General features: G+C 37.4%; 15 protein-coding genes and 1 riboswitch. Of the genes, 9 read left to right on the forward strand and 6 right to left on the reverse strand.

Going from position 1 to position 20,758, the window contains the following annotated elements; genetic code table 11:
* The first annotated feature begins 520 nt into the window (after positions 1 to 520).
* Positions 521 to 952: a cupin domain-containing protein gene (locus tag IGL37_RS05375; RefSeq protein WP_002379393.1), complete on the forward strand. Its 432-nt coding sequence runs from the start codon at positions 521 to 523 to the stop codon at positions 950 to 952.
* 168 nt (positions 953 to 1,120) lie between these two features.
* The gene (trxB, locus tag IGL37_RS05380) at positions 1,121 to 2,035 is read left to right on the forward strand and encodes a thioredoxin-disulfide reductase (RefSeq protein WP_002357780.1); all 915 of its coding nucleotides are present in this window, start codon (positions 1,121 to 1,123) and stop codon (positions 2,033 to 2,035) included.
* A gap of 42 nt (positions 2,036 to 2,077) precedes the next feature.
* On the opposite strand, the gene IGL37_RS05385 is transcribed toward trxB, so the two are convergent.
* The 3 genes from IGL37_RS05385 to IGL37_RS05395 form a co-directional block, all read right to left on the reverse strand.
* Positions 2,078 to 2,539, reverse strand: coding sequence for a hypothetical protein (locus IGL37_RS05385; RefSeq protein ID WP_002355960.1), 462 nt, complete (start codon positions 2,537 to 2,539; stop codon positions 2,078 to 2,080).
* Positions 2,540 to 2,735: 196 nt separating this feature from the next.
* Positions 2,736 to 3,236, reverse strand: coding sequence for a plasmid sex pheromone cAM373 precursor (gene camE / locus IGL37_RS05390; RefSeq protein WP_002358931.1), 501 nt, complete (start codon positions 3,234 to 3,236; stop codon positions 2,736 to 2,738).
* Positions 3,237 to 3,354: 118 nt separating this feature from the next.
* A complete protein-coding gene (locus IGL37_RS05395; protein ID WP_002360456.1) occupies positions 3,355 to 5,694 on the reverse strand; it encodes an ATP-binding cassette domain-containing protein in 2,340 nt (779 codons plus the stop codon).
* 124 nt (positions 5,695 to 5,818) lie between these two features.
* Between IGL37_RS05395 and IGL37_RS05400 the strand changes: the two genes are divergently transcribed.
* The gene (locus IGL37_RS05400; RefSeq protein WP_002365578.1) at positions 5,819 to 6,328 is read left to right on the forward strand and encodes a MarR family winged helix-turn-helix transcriptional regulator; all 510 of its coding nucleotides are present in this window, start codon (positions 5,819 to 5,821) and stop codon (positions 6,326 to 6,328) included.
* A gap of 37 nt (positions 6,329 to 6,365) precedes the next feature.
* Here the strand turns inward: IGL37_RS05400 and IGL37_RS05405 are convergent, their stop codons facing one another.
* The 3 genes from IGL37_RS05405 to IGL37_RS05415 all read right to left on the reverse strand — a co-directional run bounded on the left by IGL37_RS05405 (position 6,366) and on the right by IGL37_RS05415 (position 9,912).
* Complete coding sequence (locus IGL37_RS05405; protein ID WP_002360454.1) at positions 6,366 to 7,229, reverse strand: sugar ABC transporter permease; 864 nt, start codon at positions 7,227 to 7,229, stop codon at positions 6,366 to 6,368.
* Between the two features lie 3 nt (positions 7,230 to 7,232).
* Complete coding sequence (locus IGL37_RS05410; protein ID WP_002357775.1) at positions 7,233 to 8,576, reverse strand: carbohydrate ABC transporter permease; 1,344 nt, start codon at positions 8,574 to 8,576, stop codon at positions 7,233 to 7,235.
* Positions 8,577 to 8,661: 85 nt separating this feature from the next.
* Positions 8,662 to 9,912: an extracellular solute-binding protein gene (locus IGL37_RS05415; RefSeq protein WP_002382263.1), complete on the reverse strand. Its 1,251-nt coding sequence runs from the start codon at positions 9,910 to 9,912 to the stop codon at positions 8,662 to 8,664.
* 259 nt (positions 9,913 to 10,171) lie between these two features.
* Here IGL37_RS05415 and IGL37_RS05420 point away from each other — a divergent pair, with 259 nt between their 5' ends.
* The 6 genes from IGL37_RS05420 (at position 10,172) to pdhA (ending at position 20,757) form a co-directional block, all read left to right on the forward strand.
* Positions 10,172 to 11,938: a glycoside hydrolase family 13 protein gene (locus tag IGL37_RS05420; RefSeq protein WP_002357773.1), complete on the forward strand. Its 1,767-nt coding sequence runs from the start codon at positions 10,172 to 10,174 to the stop codon at positions 11,936 to 11,938.
* 27 nt (positions 11,939 to 11,965) lie between these two features.
* Complete coding sequence (locus IGL37_RS05425; protein ID WP_002357772.1) at positions 11,966 to 13,591, forward strand: glycoside hydrolase family 13 protein; 1,626 nt, start codon at positions 11,966 to 11,968, stop codon at positions 13,589 to 13,591.
* Position 13,592: 1 nt separating this feature from the next.
* A complete protein-coding gene (locus tag IGL37_RS05430; protein ID WP_033918068.1) occupies positions 13,593 to 15,206 on the forward strand; it encodes a glycoside hydrolase family 13 protein in 1,614 nt (537 codons plus the stop codon).
* A 170-nt stretch (positions 15,207 to 15,376) separates the two neighbouring features.
* Positions 15,377 to 15,958, forward strand: coding sequence for a TMEM175 family protein (locus IGL37_RS05435; protein ID WP_002407466.1), 582 nt, complete (start codon positions 15,377 to 15,379; stop codon positions 15,956 to 15,958).
* Between the two features lie 81 nt (positions 15,959 to 16,039).
* Positions 16,040 to 16,207: riboswitch (M-box (ykoK) riboswitch) on the forward strand.
* 223 nt (positions 16,208 to 16,430) lie between these two features.
* A complete protein-coding gene (gene mgtA / locus IGL37_RS05440; protein ID WP_002388982.1) occupies positions 16,431 to 19,043 on the forward strand; it encodes a magnesium-translocating P-type ATPase in 2,613 nt (870 codons plus the stop codon).
* A gap of 598 nt (positions 19,044 to 19,641) precedes the next feature.
* Positions 19,642 to 20,757 (forward strand): pyruvate dehydrogenase (acetyl-transferring) E1 component subunit alpha, encoded by a 1,116-nt coding sequence (gene pdhA / locus IGL37_RS05445; RefSeq protein WP_002357768.1) that lies wholly within the window; start codon positions 19,642 to 19,644, stop codon positions 20,755 to 20,757.
* Position 20,758: the final 1 nt, after the last annotated feature.

Genomic DNA, 20,758 nt, shown 5'->3' on the forward strand with positions numbered 1-20,758 from the left:
AAACAATCATTTTTTGTTAGCACAACTGATAAACCGACATAAGTAATCTGGATAAAAATATCAAAAATTCAGGTTACTGACAAACATTTAATTAGCATCTAAAAAATAATCATGTAAATTAAATGAGCAACGAAAACATCTGTTAGGGTGCTATCAGTTTTTTTAAATCTACATATGATTAAAACTTGATGCTATAATGTTACTAGTAAGGTCAATGTATACCATAGCAGTACTTGAGAAAAGTAGAAGTGTTTCTGATGTTAGATATGTGGGCTGTATGTTGACTGATTTTCCTTTGAAGTTGAATAATAAGTTCGTGAATAATCGGAAATACTATATTTTTTCTGGTGAACAGATGGATTAGTGAAGATTGATACTGAACAGTCAATTGTTTTAAAAAAAGTGATTTTCAAATGGTAATAAAAGTATATTTAAAGGAACTCGAATTTTCAGAAAGTAGCTTCAAACTTAGTTTGAAAGAATAGCTTTCGGCTATAAAAAAAGTTAAAAGGAGCCTGCCATGTTACAGAAATATATAGAAATTTTAACAAGAGACGAGGTCATCTTTCGTAAAAAGCCAGATGGAACAGAAGTAAATTATTTTCTATTTCCAGAGTTTGAAATACATATAAATAGCTTGCCAGGAAAAACTGTGCAAGGTTGGCATAAGCATCACGAAATCGAAGAAGTTTTACTTGTGCAGTCGGGAAAAGTGAAAATAGAAGAGCTAGAAAATCAGCAAATTATTTCAAGAATTTGTGCAGAAGGAGAACTTATTCGGATGCATAAAAGTCTTCATCGGATTAGTAATCCTGATACGTTATCTGCATCATTTACAGTATTTCGTTTTGTTCCACAAGGGCAAAATCAACAAGAATGCATAAAAAATGATAAAGAAGAATTCTCTGATGCGGCAGTACAACGGCTTCTAAAAATCAATGATTCGTTGTGATCGTTATTTTTAAACTTTTCTTTTCCCCCTCCTAGAAAACACAAAACCGTGGTACAATAACTTACGTAATAGACACACCTACTCCGAATGTCAAAAAAGGGCAGAAAAGTAGACAAGAAATTGTTTAAGGAGTAAAGTAAACTTACTTAAAATTTTGGGGGAAATAAAATGTATGATGTAATTATCATTGGTGCCGGTCCTGCTGGGATGACGGCAGCACTTTATGCATCACGGTCCAATCTTTCTGTATTAATGATTGAACGCGGTGCGCCTGGTGGGCAAATGAACAACACTGCTGAGGTAGAGAATTACCCAGGCTTTGATTCTATTATGGGTCCAGAATTGGCCTATAAAATGTATGAAAATGTAGAAAAATTTGGTACGGAAAATGCGTATGGTATTGTGATGGGCATTGAAGACCACGGATCCTATAAAGAAGTGATTTGTGATGACAAATCTTATGAAGCTAAAGCGGTAATTATTGCAACAGGCTGTGAACACCGAAAATTGGGTGTAAAAGGCGAAGAAGAATTTGCTGGCCGTGGTGTTTCTTATTGTGCTGTTTGTGACGGTGCTTTCTTTAAAAATAAACGCTTAGTAGTCGTTGGCGGCGGCGATTCTGCAGTTGAAGAAGCAATCTATTTAACGCAATTTGCTTCTGAAGTAGTGATTGTTCACCGTCGTGATGAATTGCGTGCGCAAAAAATCATTCAAGATCGTGCCTTTGCAAATGAAAAGATTTCCTTTGTTTGGGATACAGTTGTCGAAGAAATTGTTGGCAATGAAATGGTCGTGACAGGTGTGAAAGCACGGAATGTCAAAACAGATGAAGTTTCTGAAATTGAAGCAAACGGCGTGTTCATTTACGTGGGGCTAGATCCATTAACAGAACCATTTAAAAAAGCTGGTATTACGAATGAGGCTGGTTGGATTGAAACAGACCAAGAAATGAGAACAAAAATTCCTGGTGTTTATGCCATTGGTGATGTCCGTGAAAAAACATTGCGTCAAATCACGACAGCGGTCGGTGAAGGCGGTATTGCTGGACAACAAGTATTTAACTATATTGAAGAATTAAAATAAAAAAATGCTTTTGCCTTTAATAATAAGGGCAAAAGCATTTTTTTAATAGGTTCCTTTAATGACAAAATAAGAGCCGCGAATGGTTCCAGCTAATTTTGATTTTTGACGAGCAAATTTGAATTTTCCTTCAAATTCTGCAGGGATTGCCATACCATCTGAAAGTTTAAACCCAACGGCGCGTTTGCCTTCCTCAGCTAATGTGTACATCACGTTAACTGCTAAGCCGTTTTCATAAAATACATAGGCCATTTTTATGCCATCTAAAGTGAAAGAAGAAATTTCAAGTGGCTTGTAAGGGAAATGTAATTCTCGTTCTAATAAAATTTTTTCAATCCAGGCCAATGTTTCTGGAGCTTCAGAGGCAGGGACGGTCGTAAAGCGATGTTTGTATTTATTCCAAAAATAGCGAGCTTCATTCGCTCTTAGTCCAGCAAGGGCAGGTGCCACTGGTGAACTTTCTAAACCAATAGTGGCTACTTCTTTAAAATCAACTGTATAAACCATGAATTGATACTCCCATCTTTTCTTTTAAACTAAGTATAACGGTAGCAGGGGTAACGAACAATTATTATTACTTAAAAGAATGAAATTGGGACAGAACGATCGGCTTCGGAAAATGTTAAGGTTTCCGAAGCCGATCGTTCTGTCCCAAAGAGTATTTTAAGATTTGGTTATTTCGTGATAAGTTATACGCTTGTGCTTATTTATTGGCATCTAAGGTAACTTTTTCATCTGCCGTAGTCGTTTTAACATCTACTGTATAAACAAGTTTATTGTTATTTTTGGTTAACTTCCAAGTCAAAATACGTGGAGAAAGTCCTCCAACTTCTTTTTTTGCTTTGGCTAAAACGTCGTTAACAGCGCCTAATTCTTTGACTTCAGCAGCTGAAAAGGCTGTCTCGTTTTCGCCAAGTTGATTTGCTTCAGTATTTTTGGTGACTTTTCCTGTTTCAGGATTCACGTAAAGTGTTTCTGTATCGTTAGTAAAGATATAGCTGTAGTCACTTGCTGGTTCTGTATCAAATTGGACATTTACTAATGGTTTGCTGTTGCCAGCTTCTTTTTCATAGATTTCAGCAGCTTGCTGCAAACTAACTTTGTACTTAGTATCTGTGACAGCATCTTTTCCTATGCCACAACTAGCTAAAATAAAAATAGCTCCTAAAAGTGAAAAAAATAGTAAAAATGGTTTTTTTAACATGAAATTACCTCGTTTCTTTTTATTAAGCATTCACAATCATTTAGTATACGGTGGTTTTATAAAAATTACAAACAAAAAATAATCCTTTAAGAGAAATTAAAGGATTATTTTTTGTTATTTATTCTGCACGTAAAGCAACTGCCGCATCTTTTTTCGCTGCCATTCGGGCAGGGATATGGCCACCAATCATGGTTAAGATTGTGCTAATTACAATCAAAATAATCCCGTGAATTGGATTTAAGGTGGCAACATTTTCTAAATCAGTCAGGTTATAGAGCACTGCATTGATCGGAAATGTTGCGAGAAAGGCAATCACAACACCAAGAATACCAGAGGCAACGCCTAAAATAGCAGTTTCGGCATCGAACACCCGGGTAATATCTTTTTTACGAGCTCCTAACGCTTTCAGGATACCGATTTCTTTGGTCCGCTCAATGACAGAAGTATAGGTGATAATCCCAATCATAATCATACTTGTAACAAGGGAAATCCCAGCAAATGCAATCAGCACATAGGTGATGGCATCCATTAAACCACCTGTTAAGCGGGTCATTGTTCCAGCTAAATCAGAATAGATGATTTGGTCTTTTTTATCTTTTCCTTTGTTATAAGCATCTAAATAATCAAGAATTTTATCTTTTGATTTGAAATCGTTTGGATAAATCATAATACTTGAAGGGATTTCGTTCGCTCCTAAATAAGACAACAGGTTTTCTTTCGCGGAAGCATCTAATGTTTCGTTAGTCATAACGTTAGTGTTGCTGGCTTCTTGCGCTTTAACAATGTCAGAGGTTTTGTTTTTGGCAATCATATTAGTTGAAAGTGCATCGCTATAAGCAATTCCAGGTGCTAATAGATTCATTGTTGAAGAATCTTTAATTCGCAAAATCCCTGAAATTGTTAATTCAGTATTTTCTGGGTTATCGTAAACAGCTTGCAAATCTTGGTTAGGAATGAAGTTGCCTGTCGGTAATTTGGTGTAAAATGCATTATTATTGGCTAATTTCATTTTTGTGCCAACAATGTCTGAAAAGGCAATCTTTTGATTATCTTTCACGTCAAAGCCAAGATTTTTTAAAGCATTAATATTGGTGGTATTGTTACTATCGACGATTAAAACGACATCGGTTTCTTTTTCTGGATAATTTCCTTCAAGCAACGAGTAATTGTCTTTTAAGAAATTGTTTTTTCCATTTTCTAGTTGTTTAGGAAAAGCAGAAACGCCGACACCAGTTTGGGCAGCCATCATAGAAGCCATCGCGTTTGATTGGCCGTCGGGTGCATCGTTTGAAAATTTGACAGCTTGTGCTTTCCCGTTGATTTCTCTTAATAAGTTCATATTGACTAGACGAGTATAGCCGATATTATTACTTAATTCAGGATCAATGTGATTGACATAGTCAATAAACTTTTGATCAATTAAATTCGTGTGTTGCGCACGGTCCGCATCGCTAATTTTAGCAGTCACTTCTTTTTCTTTCGGGAAGGTGCCTTTTTTGTCCTGATTATTGAAACTTTCTGGATCTTGATCGGTCGCTATTTTAGAAATGGTAATCGGAAATTGCGCTAACGTTTCCGACTGAGTTTTATCAATTTGTTTCTGGAATCCTGTTGAAAGAGAAAGGACAATCGCAATACTGATAATTCCGATACTTGAAGCAAAGGCGGTTAAAAAAGTTCGCCCTTTTTTAGTGCGGATATTATTAAAAGATAAACGCAGCGCAGTCGTGAATTTCATTTTGGTGCGTTTCAATTCGAAAGGTTCTTTTTTTTCATGTTCAATATGAGGACGCGAGTCATGACGAATTTGGCCATCTGAAAATTCAATAATTCGATCAGCGTATTCGTGAGCTAATTCAGGATTGTGGGTCACCATAATAACTAATTTTTCTTTCGAAAGTTCTTGGATAAGTGCCATAATTTGCAGACTGGTTTCTGAATCCAATGCACCAGTTGGTTCATCACAAAGTAAAATATCGGGATCATTAGCTAAAGCGCGAGCAATGGCAACCCGTTGCATTTGACCGCCAGATAATTGGGAAGGTTTTTTATGGATATGGTCCTTCAAACCGACACGGATGAGTGCATCTTCGGCTTTTTGGCGTCTTTCTGCTTTTGAAATACCACTCAGTGTCATACCAAGCTCGACATTATCCAAAATCCCTTGATGACTAATTAAGTTGTAACTTTGAAAAATAAAACCAATTGAGTTATTCCGATAAGCATCCCAGTCGGCTTCTTTAAAATTTTTTGTTGATTTGCCGTTAATGATTAAGTCACCAGAATCGTAATTGTCCAATCCGCCAATCACATTCAACATCGTCGTTTTACCAGAGCCGCTGGGACCCAGAATGGCTACAAATTCTTGTTTTCGAAAAGCGACAGAGACGCCATCTAAAGCTTTAGTGGTCGTTCCGCCGACAGTATAATATTTTTTTATCTCTTTGAGTTCTAGCATATTTTTCGCATCCTTCTTCCAATTTATCAACAATACAACCTTAAGTTAGTGTATAACGTAACATAATAGTTAACAAAAATCAATCATTACCATTTGATAATCAAGTGAATTTAGTATACACTAGGTGGGAAACGAGGGAGAACATATGGATAAAGAGAAGCATTCATCAAATTTAGATATTAGTGTCTTTACTGAAATTTTTTCATATATGAGCCAATTGCTTTTTAAAGACCTAGACTTGGAGGATCTAAAATTAACCAAGTTAGACATGTTAATTTTATTAATTGTGGCAACAAATGAAGGAATTAGTATGACGGAGTTAGCCAACCAAGTAGGAACGTCGAAAGTTCAAGTGAGTCGCTCTATTGCGGGGTTAGAAGAACGAGCGATTGTTCAACGTCGCCATAATCAAGAAAATCGCCGCGTGGTTAATGTTTATACGACAAAAGAAGGCGAGAAGCTCTTTAAGCAAAAAGAAAATCAAGTAAAACAGCAACTATCTGAAACGCTTAGTGTTCTTTCCTTAGAGGATTATCAAGAGGTCAATCAACACTTTTTGGCGGTCATGAAAATTTTGTCCAATTATCAAGCGCTACGAAGAAAAACGTGTAAGGAAAACAACGCCAAAAAATAAAAAACATCGTTTGGCTATAAACCAAACGATGTTTTTTCTAGCCTTTGACAGAGCCAGAAGTCACGCCTTCTACATAGAAACGTTGCATTAATATAAATAAAATAGTAATTGGAATGGCAATTAGCACACATCCTGCTGTAAAAGCCATGAATAGTGAATTGGCTGTTGATTTGGTCATCATCGAAAAGAGACCAATCGCAACGGTGTAATTTTCAACTTTATCACCCATAATAACTTTTGCGAAAATAAAATCCATCCAAGGGCCCATGAAGGCGGTTAAAGAAGTATAGACAATAATTGGTTTCGACAATGGCAACGTAATTTTTGTGAAAATTTGCCACTTGTTGGCACCGTCAATCATAGCCGATTCGTCTAAAGCCATCGGAATGGTATCGAAGAACCCTTTGGCGATGTAAAAACCTAGCGCCGAGCCTGCAGAGTAAACCAGAATTAAAGCGAATAAACTTTCAGTTAAATTTAAGGCTTTTAAAATATAGTAAACGGCAATCATGCTCATAAAACCAGGGAACATATTTAAAACGAGCGCCACTTTTAAAAATGGTTTTCTTAAGCGGAAACGCAACCGTGACAGCGCATAAGCCATTGCGATTGTAATAAAAGTTGATAACAGACAGCTTGCGATGGAGACGAACAAGGTGTTCAAAAACCAACGGACAAAGGGGAAGTTGCCAGTCTGATTTGTTAATAATACTTTATAATTTTCTAAAGTGAATGTTTTGGGAATGATATAGGGAACAAATGCACCGCCTTCGCCACGAAAACTTGTTAAGATAATCCACACAATGGGGAACATCCAAAAAACTGCTAAAATGGTTAGAATGATGTAAACGCTGGTAAGTGCAGTGCGTTGTTTTTTCTGGTAACTTTTTGCTTTAGCCATAAGTTACGCCTCCTTAAATGAATTCGTCCGTGTATAGGCAATTAAACTGAAGACTGCGGAGAGAATGAAGATTAAAATACCAATCACAGAGGCTAAATTGTAATCCATTGTATCGACAGTTAATTTGTATAACCAGGTAACTAAAAGGTCAGTTGAGCCTGCACCGTAGAAGTTAGAATTGGCTGGCCCACCACCTGTTAATAGATAAATGACATTGAAGTTATTGATGTTGCCGATAAACTGTTGAATTAGCGCCGGGGTCATCACAAATAGAATTTGTGGAAACGTAATACTTTTAAAAATTTGCCATTTATTGGCGCCGTCAATTCTAGCAGCTTCGATTTGATCTTCAGGGAGATTTTGGATAATCCCTGTAGAGATTAACATCGTAGCAGGAATACCAATCCACATATTGACAACAATAATGGTTAATTTTGCCCAATTCGGATCTGTTAAGAAGGGGATAGAAGAATCGATTAAGCCCCAATTTAACAACAGAGCATTGATAGGTCCAGAACCATTTAAGAGGTTTCGCATAATTAAAAGTGAAACAAACGGAGGTACGGCCATCGTGATAACAAAAATAGTCCGCCAAAACGCTTTATATTTTAAGCCTTTTGTATTGATAAGCAAGGCTAAAATGATTCCAAAAAAGAAACAAGTTGCGGTTGCGAAAACAGCCCAAATCAAGGTCCAGCCAAGTACTGGAAAGAACGTTGAAGCCATATCGCCTGTGATTACATTACCTAGATTTGCCAATCCAACCCAAGTAAAAAGGTTTTTCGGTGGTAAATGGTTATGGTCGTAGTTGGTAAAAGCAATTGAAATCATATATAACAACGGCAAGATGGTAAAGAAAAGAACGCCTAGTAAGGGGATCGTCATTAAAGTTGCATGGAAACGTTCGTTTAACAAGCTGCGTAAATCATCCATAGTTGTTGGAATTTTTTTGCCGGCTGTCTTTAATTCATATAGGTGACGGGCGCTTTTTAAATTGATTACATATAAAATGATTAGCGATAAACAGACTAAAATTGCTGCAATTCCGAATAATAATAAGAGCATTGAATTATCGCCTTCTTTTAGAACTTCAATCCCTAAAGAATCATCATATACTAACCCTTGCTGTTGGGTCCCTAGTGTTCCTAGCATCATTAATGCGTGGAAACCATTACGGATTAACCAATAGATAAAGCCAATTTCAGCTGTTAAAAAGATGATTCCCTTTAACCACTGCTTGTTGGCGAAGTTTGCAGCACCCATAACTAAAAAAGATAGTTTTGTAGCGAAGTCGCCTTTTTTAAAGACCTCTCGAAATGACGTCTGGGCTTTCTTTTTCTTGAACATCTTCGTTCACTCACTTTCTACTTAAATAAAAAAGATAGAGGAAATGGGACAGCAGATTGAAGCTCGTCCCATTTCTTTACTCTTTTTATTCTTTTGCTTCTTTTGATGTGTCTTGGACTAATTTATCTAATTTTGCTTGATAATCCGCAGGTTTGATATTGCCTTTGTACGTATCATTGATCACTGCATCCATCGCAGGCCAGAATGAAACGATTTCTGGGATTTTTGGCATTACCACAGAGTGGGTTGGTTGCGCCATTTCTAAGATAGCTTTTGCAACAGTATCTTGTGTAATTTCTTCGTTTGTTTGTAATTTTTTGTTTGAAGGGACAAAGCCGATTTCTTTAAAGTAAGTCATTTGTGCTTTTTCGCTGGTTAAATAGTTTGCTAATGTCATTGCGGCCAATGGTGCTTGTGTTTGTTGGTTGACAGCAAAACTACGAACGCCCAAGAAAGCTTTCATTTGTTTTTCTCCATTGCCAAAATCAATGGTTGGATAGGCAGCAGCCCCCATTTTGTCGCCAAGAGCTTTTTCTACATCGTTTTTAGACCAAGGGCCAGAAAGGAAGGCATCCGTTTTGCCAGAACCTAGATTAGACAATGCTTCTGTATTTGATTGGATCACACCAGGATTATTTTTTTGATCGGCAATCCATTGTAATACTTCTATACCTTGTTGGTTGTTAAAGTTGGTACCTTTTGGATCTTCGCCATTTTCACCATATAAGTAATCGCCGTTACTCATAAATAGAGGACCGAAGATATAATTTGCGCCATCTTCGCCAAAATTGGTACCGATTTTGCCTTTTTCAGTTAAAGACTTCCAAGTTTTGATTTCCTCTGGAGAATACGTATCTTTGTTATAATAAAGAACTTGTGACTCTACGGCATAAGGGTAGGCATAGACTTTGTCTTTCCAAGTGACCCCTGCGACTGCCGAGTCAATATTATTTTCTTTGACTTCTTTTTCATATTTTGTGTTAGGGTAAATCAGACCAGCTTCTGCCATTTGACCAATTTGATCATGTGGCATCATGAAAACATCTGCGGCAGCTTTAGGATCTTTTGCAATGTCTTTTTTAGCATCTGCCGAATTTCCAGCAGTTAAGTTAACTTTAATATCGGGGTTTTCTTTTTCAAAATCGGCGACAACTTTTTTAAAGACGCCCATATATTCAGTATCAACCCATAATTTTACGTCACCAGCTGCTTTGTTTGCTGAACCGCTTTCATTTTCAGCTTTCGTTTTTTCTGCGCCACCACAGGCAGTAAGTAAAACCGCAGAAGCACTTAAAAGGATACCGCCCATTAAAATCTTTTTCCAATTCGCTTTCATTTTTGAACCCTCCAAAAATTATTTTTTACAAGTCTTATTATGCAACCGATTGCGGAAATAATCAAGTGTTTTTCATCAAGAAAGTTAAAAAAGTTTTTTTGTTATAAATAACATACTGTTTGTTTAAAGTGGTGTATACCACTAATTAAGCATTTTAAATAAAAAAATAAAAAAGGGTATACAAATGCAATCGTTTGCGCTAAAATGTGTTCGAGTATTAGAAAATACACGAAAAGCGACAATTAAAGGAGAGAATTAAATGAACACTGCTGCAATCTACCATCGTCCAGAAAGTGAATTTGCTTATCTTTATACAGAAGAAACCATGCATATTCGTTTGCGTACGGCAAAAGGCGACATTGCCTCTGTCCAATTAGTGCAAGGAGATCCTTATCTTTTAGGGAAAGAAAAGTGGTACCAACAGTCGTTAACTATGAAGAAGTTAGTATCTACGGAGTTATATGATTACTGGTTTATTGCATTAAGTGCAAAATTTAAACGCCTTTCATATGCTTTTACTTTAGTAGGGACGGATGGCTTGACGGCGTTTTATGGCGAACACGGCATTTATCCTTTAGAAGAAAAGTATTTAGCGATGGCGAATAATTATTTTCGGATGCCGTATTTTCATGAAATCGATCGTTTTAAAGCACCTGAATGGGTAAAAGAAACGGTTTGGTATCAAATATTTCCAGAGCGTTTTGCAAATGGTGATCCCGCCAATGATCCTGAAGGGACGTTGCCGTGGGAATCTAAAAGACCAGATCGACAAGATTTTTTTGGTGGGGATTTGCAAGGGGTGCTAGATCATCTTGATTACATTGAAGATTTAGGTGTTAACGGCTTATATTTTTGCCCAATTTTTGAAGCGTTTTCTAATCACAAATATGATACGATTGATTATTTAAAAATTGACCCAGCTTTTGGTGATGGCGCTACCTTTAAGCGTTTAGTCGAAGAGTGTCATCGACGGGGCATCAAGATTATGTTGGACGCCGTTTTTAACCATATGGGGGACACTTCGCCTCAATGGCAAGATGTGTTAAAAAATGGCCAGGACTCAATTTATGCCGATTGGTTCCACGTAAATGAGTTTCCAGCTAGCTATGAAGAAAGTGCTGATTTTGAAGAAGCAAGCAACATTACCTATGATACTTTTGCATTCACTCCGCATATGCCTAAATTAAATACAGCAAATCCAGAAGTGCAAGCCTATCTTTTAGAAATTGCTCGTTATTGGATTGAGGAATATGATATTGACGCCTGGCGTTTAGATGTGGCAAACGAAGTGGATCATGCGTTCTGGAAAAAATTCCGGCAAACATGTGATGACGCAAAAGAAGATTTTTATATTTTAGGAGAAATTTGGCACTCGTCGCAAAGCTGGCTCCAAGGAGACGAATTTCATGCAGTGATGAATTATGCATACACAGATGCGATTATGGGCTACTTTGTCAAGCAAGAACTGTCCTTGGAAAAGATGCTTTCTGAAATGAACAACCAGTTAATGCTCTATCGACAACAAACGAATCAAATGCAGTTTAATGTTTTAGATTCCCACGATACACCACGCTTATTGCATGAAACGAAAGAGGATAAAGAGCTGATGCGCCAAGTATTAGCGTTTACGTATATTCAACCAGGTGTCCCTTGTCTTTACTATGGTGATGAAATTGGTATGACAGGTGATATGGATCCTGATTGTCGTCGTTGTATGGTTTGGGAGGAAAATCAGCAAGATTTGGATTTGAAGGAATTTGTAAAATCATTGATTGCCCTTCGCAAAAAGTATGCGGCTGTTTTTTCTGGTGGAACAATCGATTGGACAGGAACTTCTTTTGAAACGGGGTTGATTAGACTCGCTTGTCGTTTGGAGGAACAGACGATTTATGGGATTTTTAATACTGGCCAAGAGACACAATTTGTCGATAGAACTGATCGAGAAGTTTTGCTAAGTTCTTCTATCGAAATTGCTTCAGAACAGATAATGGTTTTACCAAAAGGTTTTCTTTTATATCAAGCATAATAATTAAGCAAAGGAATGTGAAGAAGAATGGAAAAACATTGGTGGCAAGAAGTCGTGGTTTATCAGATTTATCCTCGCAGTTTTAAGGATAGCAATGGAGATGGCATTGGAGATTTACCAGGAATTATTGAAAAATTGGATTATTTGGAAACGTTAGGCATTGGGGCTATTTGGTTATCACCAGTTTATCAATCACCCAATGATGACAATGGTTATGACATTTCTGATTATGAAGCGATTATGACAGAGTTTGGGACGATGGCGGATATGGATCGTCTAATTGAGGAAGCGAAAAAGCGAAAGATTGAAATTATTATGGACTTAGTGGTTAACCATACGTCAGATGAACATCGTTGGTTTATTGAAGCGAAAAAAAGCAAGGAGAACCCCTACCGAGACTATTATGTATGGGCTGATCCTGCTTCAGATGGCGGTGCGCCTAACCGATTGAAATCTGCCTTTTCGGGTTCGGCGTGGACGTTTGATGAAGCGAGTGGGCAATACTATTTGCATTTGTTTAGTAAAAAACAACCAGATTTAAATTGGGAAAACCAACAAATGCGTCAGTCGGTTTACGAGATGATGAATTTTTGGATTGATAAAGGAATTGGCGGTTTCCGTTTAGATGTAATTGACTTAGTGGGTAAAATTCCAGGAGAAGAGATCACCGCGAATGGGCCTCATTTACATCGTTATTTACAAGAAATGAACGCCGCGACATTTGGCGGCAAAGAGCTGTTAACTGTAGGTGAAACATGGGGGGCCACACCTGAGATTGCAAAAATGTACTCTAGTCCAGAGCGTCATGAATTATCTATGATTTTTCAGTTTGAACATATGAGCTTAGATCAACAACCAGGTAAAGAAAAATGGGACCTTCAGCCAATGGAAGTTGCCAAGTTGAAACAGGTTTTTGCAAAATGGCAAACAGAATTAGGAAATGATGGCTGGAATTCTTTGTTTTGGAATAACCATGATTTACCGAGAATGATTTCACGTTGGGGAAATGATCAGGAATATTGGTTGGAAAGTAGTAAGTTATTCGCTATTTTACTGCACATGATGAAAGGCACACCTTATATTTATCAAGGGGAAGAAATTGGTATGACCAATACGCCGATTACAGATATTCGTGAAGCGCGGGACATCGAAACGATTAACATGTACCATGAGTATCTAGAAAAAGGATATTCTAAAGAAGAAATTTTGCTGAAAATTAATACTAAAGGTCGTGATAATGCACGCCGGCCTATGCAGTGGACCGCTGAAAAAAATGCTGGCTTTACGACGGGTACACCTTGGATTGATGTTAATCCCAATTATCAAACGATTAACGTCGCTGCTGCTTTGGCAGATAAAAATTCACTATTCTATACGTACCAAGAAATGATTCGTTTGAGAAAAGAACATCCTTTAATTGTTTGGGGCAACTTTGAATTGCTAGAAACAGTGGACGAAGTGATCAGTTTTTATCGTACCTATGGTGAGGAACGCTGGCTTGTTGTAACGAACTTTTCTGACAAAGTTCAGCCATTTTCTGCAGACGTTCATGTAGAACAAGTAATGATTGAAAATATGCCGACAGATGTCACTGCTTTAGCAGACTATTCGTTAGCGCCTTGGCAAGCATTTGTTGTGAAAGTGAGTCAATAAGATGGACCAATGGTGGAAAAATGCTGTCGGTTATCAAATTTATCCTCGGAGTTTTAAAGATAGCAACGGGGATGGTATTGGTGATTTGCAGGGAATTATTGAGAAATTACCGTATTTAAAAGAACTAGGGGTCGATTTTTTATGGTTAAATCCGATTTACACTTCGCCAAACGTTGACAATGGTTATGATATTGCGGATTATCAAGGGATTCAGCCAGAATTTGGTACGATGGAAGATTTTCAAGAACTTTTGGACCAAGCGCATCAATTAGGTTTGAAGATTATTCTTGATCTGGTAGTCAATCATACCAGTGATCAACATCCGTGGTTTGTTGAAGCAAAAAAAAGTTTAGATAATCCGTATCGTGAGTATTATTTATGGGCCGATGCGACACCAGATCGTATGCCGAATGAATGGCAAAGCTTTTTTGGTGGCTCGACTTGGACGTATGACGCGGGTACAAAGCAAGCATATTTTCATGTGTTTGCAAAAGAGCAACCTGATTTGAACTGGAAAAATCCTAAAGTTCGTGAAGAGATTTATGCGATGATTCGCTGGTGGTTAGATTTGGGAATTGATGGTTTCCGATTGGATGCGATTAGTCATATCCAAAAAGAACCTTGGGATTTTAAAATTACCACGAATCCGTGGGCTCCCTTTATGAATGTAAAAGGCATTGAAGACTATATGCTGGATTTGAAAGCTATTTTTGCTGAGTATGACATCATGACAGTGGGGGAAGCTAGCGGCGTTTCAAGTAAAAAAGCGGTGAAATGGACCAATGATGCGGGCTATCTGAATATGATTTTTGAATTAGAGCACAATGTTCGAGAAGGAAAGCCAGGAGAAGAACGGTTAAATATTTTAGGCTATAAAAAAGTAATGGATCGCTGGCAAAAGCATTTAGGGACAGAAGGCTGGAATGCATTATATGTAGAAAATCATGATAATCCCAGAATCAATTCAATTTTAGGCAATGAAACCTCTCATTCTGCTAAGGCGATTGGAACAATCGCCTTGCTCTTGCGAGGAACGCCGTTTATTTATCAAGGACAGGAAATCGGCATGGTTAATTATCCGTTTCAACAGATTGACGAGTTAGATGCTAAAGATTCTCATAACCATTATCGTTTGCTTATAGAAAGTGGCTACGATGCGAAACAAGCATTGAAAGAAGTGGCGCATTGGACGCGGGACCATTCGCGTACGCCTATGCAGTGGACGAGTCAAGAGGCAAGTTCATTCACCTCGGGGCATCCGTGGTTAGCAATTCATCCCAATTTCAAAGAAATAAATGTGGCTGACCAAGAAACGGATGCACAATCCGTGTTGAATTATTATAAAAAGTTAATTGCGCTGCGGAAAGAAAATCCAGTCTTTACAGATGGACAGTTTGAACTATTAGCGCCCAATCATCCGTCTGTTTTTGCTTTTTTAAGAAAAACAACTGAGGCAACAGCGTTAGTGATTGTCAATTTAAGTGGAGAAAAGTGCCAATTTGACTTGCCGAATAAATTACTAGGCAGAAAGTGGCAACAATTATTAGGGAATCAAGATTTTACGGTGAAGAAACGGATGCAGTTAGCACCTTATCAGGCAGGCGTATTCCAATAACTGATTTGTTCTATAACGAGTGCAAGAGGCTTACTTTTAAGTGGGGCTCTTGCACTCGTTTTTAGGAACTTCAACAACCGAGAGACTTCGTAAATAATTGAATTTTTACAGAAATGCGTTATACTTACTTTGAGTAAGTTATTTAATTTTTATGAAAGTAGGGGGAAATGATGCCGAAAACACGTGTAGAAGCATTTACAGATGCAGTGATTGCGATTATTTTAACGTTATTAATTTTAGAATTAAAAATTCCTGAAAAAGCAGATTGGTCTGCTCTGACTCAATCTGGACACAAAATCATTATTTATTTAATTAGTTTTGTTACTTTATTAATTTACTGGAACAATCATCATCATTTATTTCAAAGTGTCCGTAAAATTGATGGACGTGTCCTTTGGATGAATAATTTTCTAATTTTGACGTTGACGTTTTTCCCGTTTGTTACTGGTTGGGTAGGTGAACATCCGTTTTCTTGGCCGCCACAAGCTTTGTATGGCTTAGTAGTATTAGGAGCTGATGTTGCTTATTATCTAGTGGTGCGGGCATTGATTCAGGCAAATGGGCCCAAATCCGAAGTACAACGTTTGTTTGGCCACTATCCAAAATTAACGCTTTCGATTGTGTTGAATATTATTGCGTTGATTGTGGGTAAACTGGTAGCACCAATCGCTGTCCTGATTATTGATACGATTGTTTTAGTCATGTGGTTTATTCCTGAGCGAAAAGCAGAAATAAAGGAAATTTTAAAGTAGTCATTTTTTATTTATAACAAAAAAGTCATAAATCTTTTGACAAGAATGTCAAACTCCTCTATTATAAGAAGTGGATAAAAACTGAATAATTGTTAGGTGAGGCTCCTATTTGGACAAATGCTGCTGCCGCGAAAGGATCGAGAGACCCTTAGTTGGTTGAACAGGAATAATCGTGAAGGTTATTCATAATGTAGCTGATACATGTTATCTACGCCCTATAGTGCTAAAGCTCAACGATAGAGAATCTTATTTAAAGATGGTATTTTGGGACGTACTCTATTGTTGAGTAGGTCCTTTTTTGTGTGTTTGGCAAAAAAGCAATTATTCACTGGAAGTATAAATAAGAAAAAGAAAGGATGACTGTCATGGAAGACCCTGGAAGTGAACAGAGAAACAAAATACAGTCACCAACGAAAGGAGAAGATTTTAGCGCTCTTTTCGGCAGGTGACCACAACCTTGGAGGAAAAGAAAATGATGAACAAAAAAACAATGGATATGAGAAAAGCAACCAAAGATCAAGAATTACGTAAATTGGCTTTGCTTTCTGAACGGGAATTAATGATGGAATTACGGACATCTGAAAAAGGACTCTCGAATGAAGATGCCGAAAAAAGATTAGAGGAATTTGGACCAAACGAAGTTTCTGCACAAAAGCCAACCCCAGCAATTATTTTATTTTTAAGTGCATTCAAAGATCCGTTTGTCTATGTCTTAGCCTTATTGATGGTCGTTTCAACTTTAACGAAAGATTTCGAAGCCGCTATCGTGATGGGCGTGATGATTTTAGCCAGTGTCTTGATTGCTTTTATACAAGAGTATCGTTCTCAAAAAGCGAGTTTGGATTTAAAAGAATTAATTGAAAATACCGCTGCAGTGACACGGGAAGGGATTACGAAAGAAATTCCAATGGACGAAATTGTTCCAGGAGACATTGTAACTTTAGCTACAGGAGACATGATTCCTGCAGATGCCGTGTTGATTTGGACCAAAGATTTATTCGTTAATCAATCGTCGCTAACAGGCGAATCCATGCCTGTCGAAAAATTTGTGGATGCAGGTGTGGATCGTCAACAAACAGAGGTTTCTGCATTAGATATGCAAGACCTAGTGTTTATGGGCACAGATGTCTTGAGTGGACAAGGAAAAGCGATTATTTTAAAAACTGGGCAACATACATTTTTTGGTGATATTGCTAAAAATGCTACAACACAACGAGGAAAAACTAGTTTTGACTTAGGCTTAGCAAAAGTCAGTAAGTTTTTATTACGAATGGTAATGATTTTGTTTCCAATCGTTTTCTTGATTAATGGTTTAACTAAAGGTGCTTGGGGCGAAGCGTTTTTCTTCGCGATTGCCGTTGCAGTTGGTTTGACACCAGAAATGTTGCCAATGATTGTTACGAGTAACTTAGCCAAGGGTGCATTATCCTTATCGAAACATAAAGTCATTGTTAAAGAATTAGCGGCTATCCAAAATTTGGGTGGTATGGATGTGCTCTGTACAGATAAAACTGGAACGATTACCGAAGATCGTGTAGTTTTGGTTCAACATTTGAATCCATTAGGTGATTTGAGTGACGAGGTTCTAAATTTAGCCTACTTAAATTCTTCTTATCAAACAGGTTGGAAAAATTTAATGGATATTGCCGTTATTAATTTTTATGAAGAGCATCAATGGAAAACGCCGTTTAAAAATGTCACTAAAATTGATGAAATTCCTTTTGATTTTTCCAGACGCCGCTTAACGGTTGTCGTAAATGCAGATGATCATCAATTGATGATTACGAAAGGCGCCGTGGAAGAAATGGAAGAAGTGTGTACGCATGCGCAAATTAATGGCGAAATTGTACCATTAAGCACTGCTGTACGAGAAGAACTACGCCGAGTGAATGTTCAAATGAACAAACAAGGGATGCGTGTGTTAGCGGTAGCTGTAAAAAAAGATGTCCATAAAGAAGCAGTTTATTCAGTTGAAGATGAAAAAGAGATGACATTGATTGGGTTTATGGGTTTTCTTGATCCAGCAAAAGAGTCAGCCGTCAGCGCTATCCGCTCCTTACATGAACATGGTGTCAACGTGAAAGTGCTAACGGGCGATAATGACATTGTCGCCAAAAAAGTCTGTAAAGATGTAGGTATTGAAGTTTCCCATGTGTTATTAGGTTCTCAAATTGAAGCAATGACAGATGAAGAGTTGCGGGCGCAAGTAGAAGAAACTAATTTATTTGCCAAATTAAATCCGATGCAAAAATCTAAAATCATTGAATTGCTACAAGCAAAAGGTCATACGGTTGGTTTTATGGGGGATGGCATTAATGATGCACCGGCATTACGAAAAGCTGATGTGGGCATTTCAGTAGATACTGCAGCTGATATTACTAAAGATGCTAGCTCGATTATTTTACTGGAAAAAAGTTTAAATGTACTGGAATCTGGTGTGATTGAAGGACGAAAAGTATTTAGCAATATGATGAAATATATTAAAATTACCATCAGCTCCAATTTTGGGAATGTCTTTTCAATTTTAGTAGCCAGTGCCTTTTTACCATTTCTACCAATGCTTTCCTTACAACTCTTGATTCAAAATTTGATTTATGATGTGGCTCAGTTGACAATTCCTTGGGATAATGTCGATGAAGAAGAGTTATTAAGCCCTGTTCGGTGGGAAACGAACGGACTAGCGAAATTTACAGTATGTATTGGCCCGGTAAGTAGTATTTTCGATATTCTAACGTATCTTGTCATGTGGTTTGTGTTTAGCGCCAATAGTTTGGCAACTCAACATTTATTCCAAACAGGTTGGTTTATGGTGGGACTTGTTAGTCAAACGTTAGTTGTTCATATGGTCCGGACGCGGAAAATACCATTCATTCAAAGTCGTGCGTCAATGCCTGTGATGTTAAGTAGTTTAGGCGCAATTTTACTCGGTTTCCTGATTGTAGCAACGCCTATAAGAGAGGTTTTTGACTTTGTGAAACTTCCGGCTAACTACTGGCCATGGTTCTTTGGAATCATCATTGCGTACATGTTAACTGTTGAAGTAGCTAAACGTTTATATATTAAAATTACTAAGGAATGGATTTAGTAAAATCTACTGAAAGAGAAAAGAAATTGCTAAGCTGTATTACTCGTTTTGCGAAAATTTGGTGATTTTAAGCAATGAATGTTCGTGATAAAACCTAAGGCAAAGTATTTGGCAAAAAAACGAGCCAAAAAAAATAAAAATTAACGAAAAAAACTTTGTTCTCTAAAAAATAAAAAACCGCATGCTGAGTAGGTTACTCGGCTGACGGTTTTTATTTTTTGGTTTTTTCAAGATAATTTTCATGAAAACGCAAAGTTCGGAAATCAGATTACTAGCCAGCTCGGGGATGAGGGGGCTCGAATTAATAGAACTGTTATATAATATTTTCAAAATAGAATATAACAGTTAGGAGAAAAATAGTACAGAAGAAGTGTGGAACAGAAACCGTTTTCTTGTTTGTGAAAATTATCACTAAACCGCAAAAACATGCGGTTTTGCTCTTTTGTGAAAAAATGAAGAAATTAGAGTTTTTTTCTTGCGCTTTTTCGAATTTAGTGATAATTTGTTAAGTGTAGTCGATAAAAAGTAATACAGTTTCGCACTCTGTTTTACTTTTATCGAAATTAAAGAAACGTAATAGAGAGGATTGTGTGACAAAATGGCAAAGGCTAAGAAACAAAAACCTATTGACTTTAAAGAGCTAATGGCTAAAGTCGACGCTGATTTCCCAACTTTCCAAATCTTGGATCAAGATGGAAAAATTGTGAATGAAGATTTAGTACCTGATTTATCGGATGAGGAATTAGTTGAATTAATGACACGCATGGTTTGGTCTCGTGTGTTAGACCAACGTTCTACTGCATTAAACCGTCAAGGACGCTTAGGATTCTTCGCGCCAACAGCTGGACAAGAAGCAAGCCAATTGGCAAGTCAATTTGCAATGGAAAAAGAAGACTACTTACTACCAGGTTACCGTGATGTACCTCAATTAGTACAACATGGTTTACCATTAAGAGAAGCTTTCTTATGGTCTCGTGGTCACGTAGCAGGGAACTACTACGCGGAAGATTTAAATGCATTACCACCACAAATTATCATTGGTGCTCAATACATCCAAGCAGCTGGTGTTGCTTTAGGATTGAAAAAACGTGGAAAAGAAAATGTTGTCTTCACTTATACTGGTGACGGCGGTTCTTCACAAGGGGACTTCTATGAAGCAATTAACTTTGCTGGTGCTTACCAAGCAAACGGTGTCTTCATTATCCAAAACAATGGTTTTGCGATTTCTACACCTCGTGAAAAACAAACAGCGGCTAAAACTTTAGCTCAAAAAGCTGTTGCAGCAGGAATTCCTGGTATTCAAGTTGATGGTATGGATCCATTAGCAGTTTACGCAATTGCAAAAGAAGCACGTGATTGGTCAGCTGCAGGAAATGGTCCAGTTTTAATTGAAACATTAACTTATCGTTATGGTCCACATACTTTATCTGGAGACGATCCAACACGTTACCGTTCAAAAGAAATGGATGACGAATGGGTACAAAAAGATCCATTGACTCGTTTCCGTAAATATCTAACAGATAAAGGCTTATGGTCTGAAGCAAAAGAAGAAGAAATTATTGAAAAAACAAAAGAAGAAATCAAAGTAGCGATTGCAGAAGCGGATAAAGCGCCAAAACAAAAAGTTTCTGATTTCTTGAAAAATATGTTTGAAGTTCAACCTCAAACAATTAAAGAACAAATTGCATTTTATGAAGCGAAGGAGTCGAAATAAA

This window comes from Enterococcus sp. AZ119 (assembly GCF_050546175.1).
Classification (GTDB): Bacteria; Bacillota; Bacilli; order Lactobacillales; family Enterococcaceae; genus Enterococcus; species Enterococcus faecalis.

What these genes read in the sequence shown, in the direction of transcription:
- mgtA (WP_002388982.1), top strand. Translation starts at nt 16,431, where the DNA reads ATGATGAACAAAAAAACAATGGATATGAGAAAAGCAACCAAAGATCAA.
- IGL37_RS05395 (WP_002360456.1), bottom strand. Translation starts at nt 5,694, where the DNA reads ATGCTAGAACTCAAAGAGATAAAAAAATATTATACTGTCGGCGGAACG.
- IGL37_RS05420 (WP_002357773.1), top strand. Translation starts at nt 10,172, where the DNA reads ATGAACACTGCTGCAATCTACCATCGTCCAGAAAGTGAATTTGCTTAT.
- IGL37_RS05385 (WP_002355960.1), bottom strand. Translation starts at nt 2,539, where the DNA reads ATGGTTTATACAGTTGATTTTAAAGAAGTAGCCACTATTGGTTTAGAA.
- pdhA (WP_002357768.1), top strand. Translation starts at nt 19,642, where the DNA reads ATGGCAAAGGCTAAGAAACAAAAACCTATTGACTTTAAAGAGCTAATG.
- IGL37_RS05430 (WP_033918068.1), top strand. Translation starts at nt 13,593, where the DNA reads ATGGACCAATGGTGGAAAAATGCTGTCGGTTATCAAATTTATCCTCGG.
- IGL37_RS05425 (WP_002357772.1), top strand. Translation starts at nt 11,966, where the DNA reads ATGGAAAAACATTGGTGGCAAGAAGTCGTGGTTTATCAGATTTATCCT.
- camE (WP_002358931.1), bottom strand. Translation starts at nt 3,236, where the DNA reads ATGTTAAAAAAACCATTTTTACTATTTTTTTCACTTTTAGGAGCTATT.
- IGL37_RS05375 (WP_002379393.1), top strand. Translation starts at nt 521, where the DNA reads ATGTTACAGAAATATATAGAAATTTTAACAAGAGACGAGGTCATCTTT.
- trxB (WP_002357780.1), top strand. Translation starts at nt 1,121, where the DNA reads ATGTATGATGTAATTATCATTGGTGCCGGTCCTGCTGGGATGACGGCA.
- IGL37_RS05410 (WP_002357775.1), bottom strand. Translation starts at nt 8,576, where the DNA reads ATGTTCAAGAAAAAGAAAGCCCAGACGTCATTTCGAGAGGTCTTTAAA.
- IGL37_RS05435 (WP_002407466.1), top strand. Translation starts at nt 15,377, where the DNA reads ATGCCGAAAACACGTGTAGAAGCATTTACAGATGCAGTGATTGCGATT.
- IGL37_RS05405 (WP_002360454.1), bottom strand. Translation starts at nt 7,229, where the DNA reads ATGGCTAAAGCAAAAAGTTACCAGAAAAAACAACGCACTGCACTTACC.
- IGL37_RS05415 (WP_002382263.1), bottom strand. Translation starts at nt 9,912, where the DNA reads ATGAAAGCGAATTGGAAAAAGATTTTAATGGGCGGTATCCTTTTAAGT.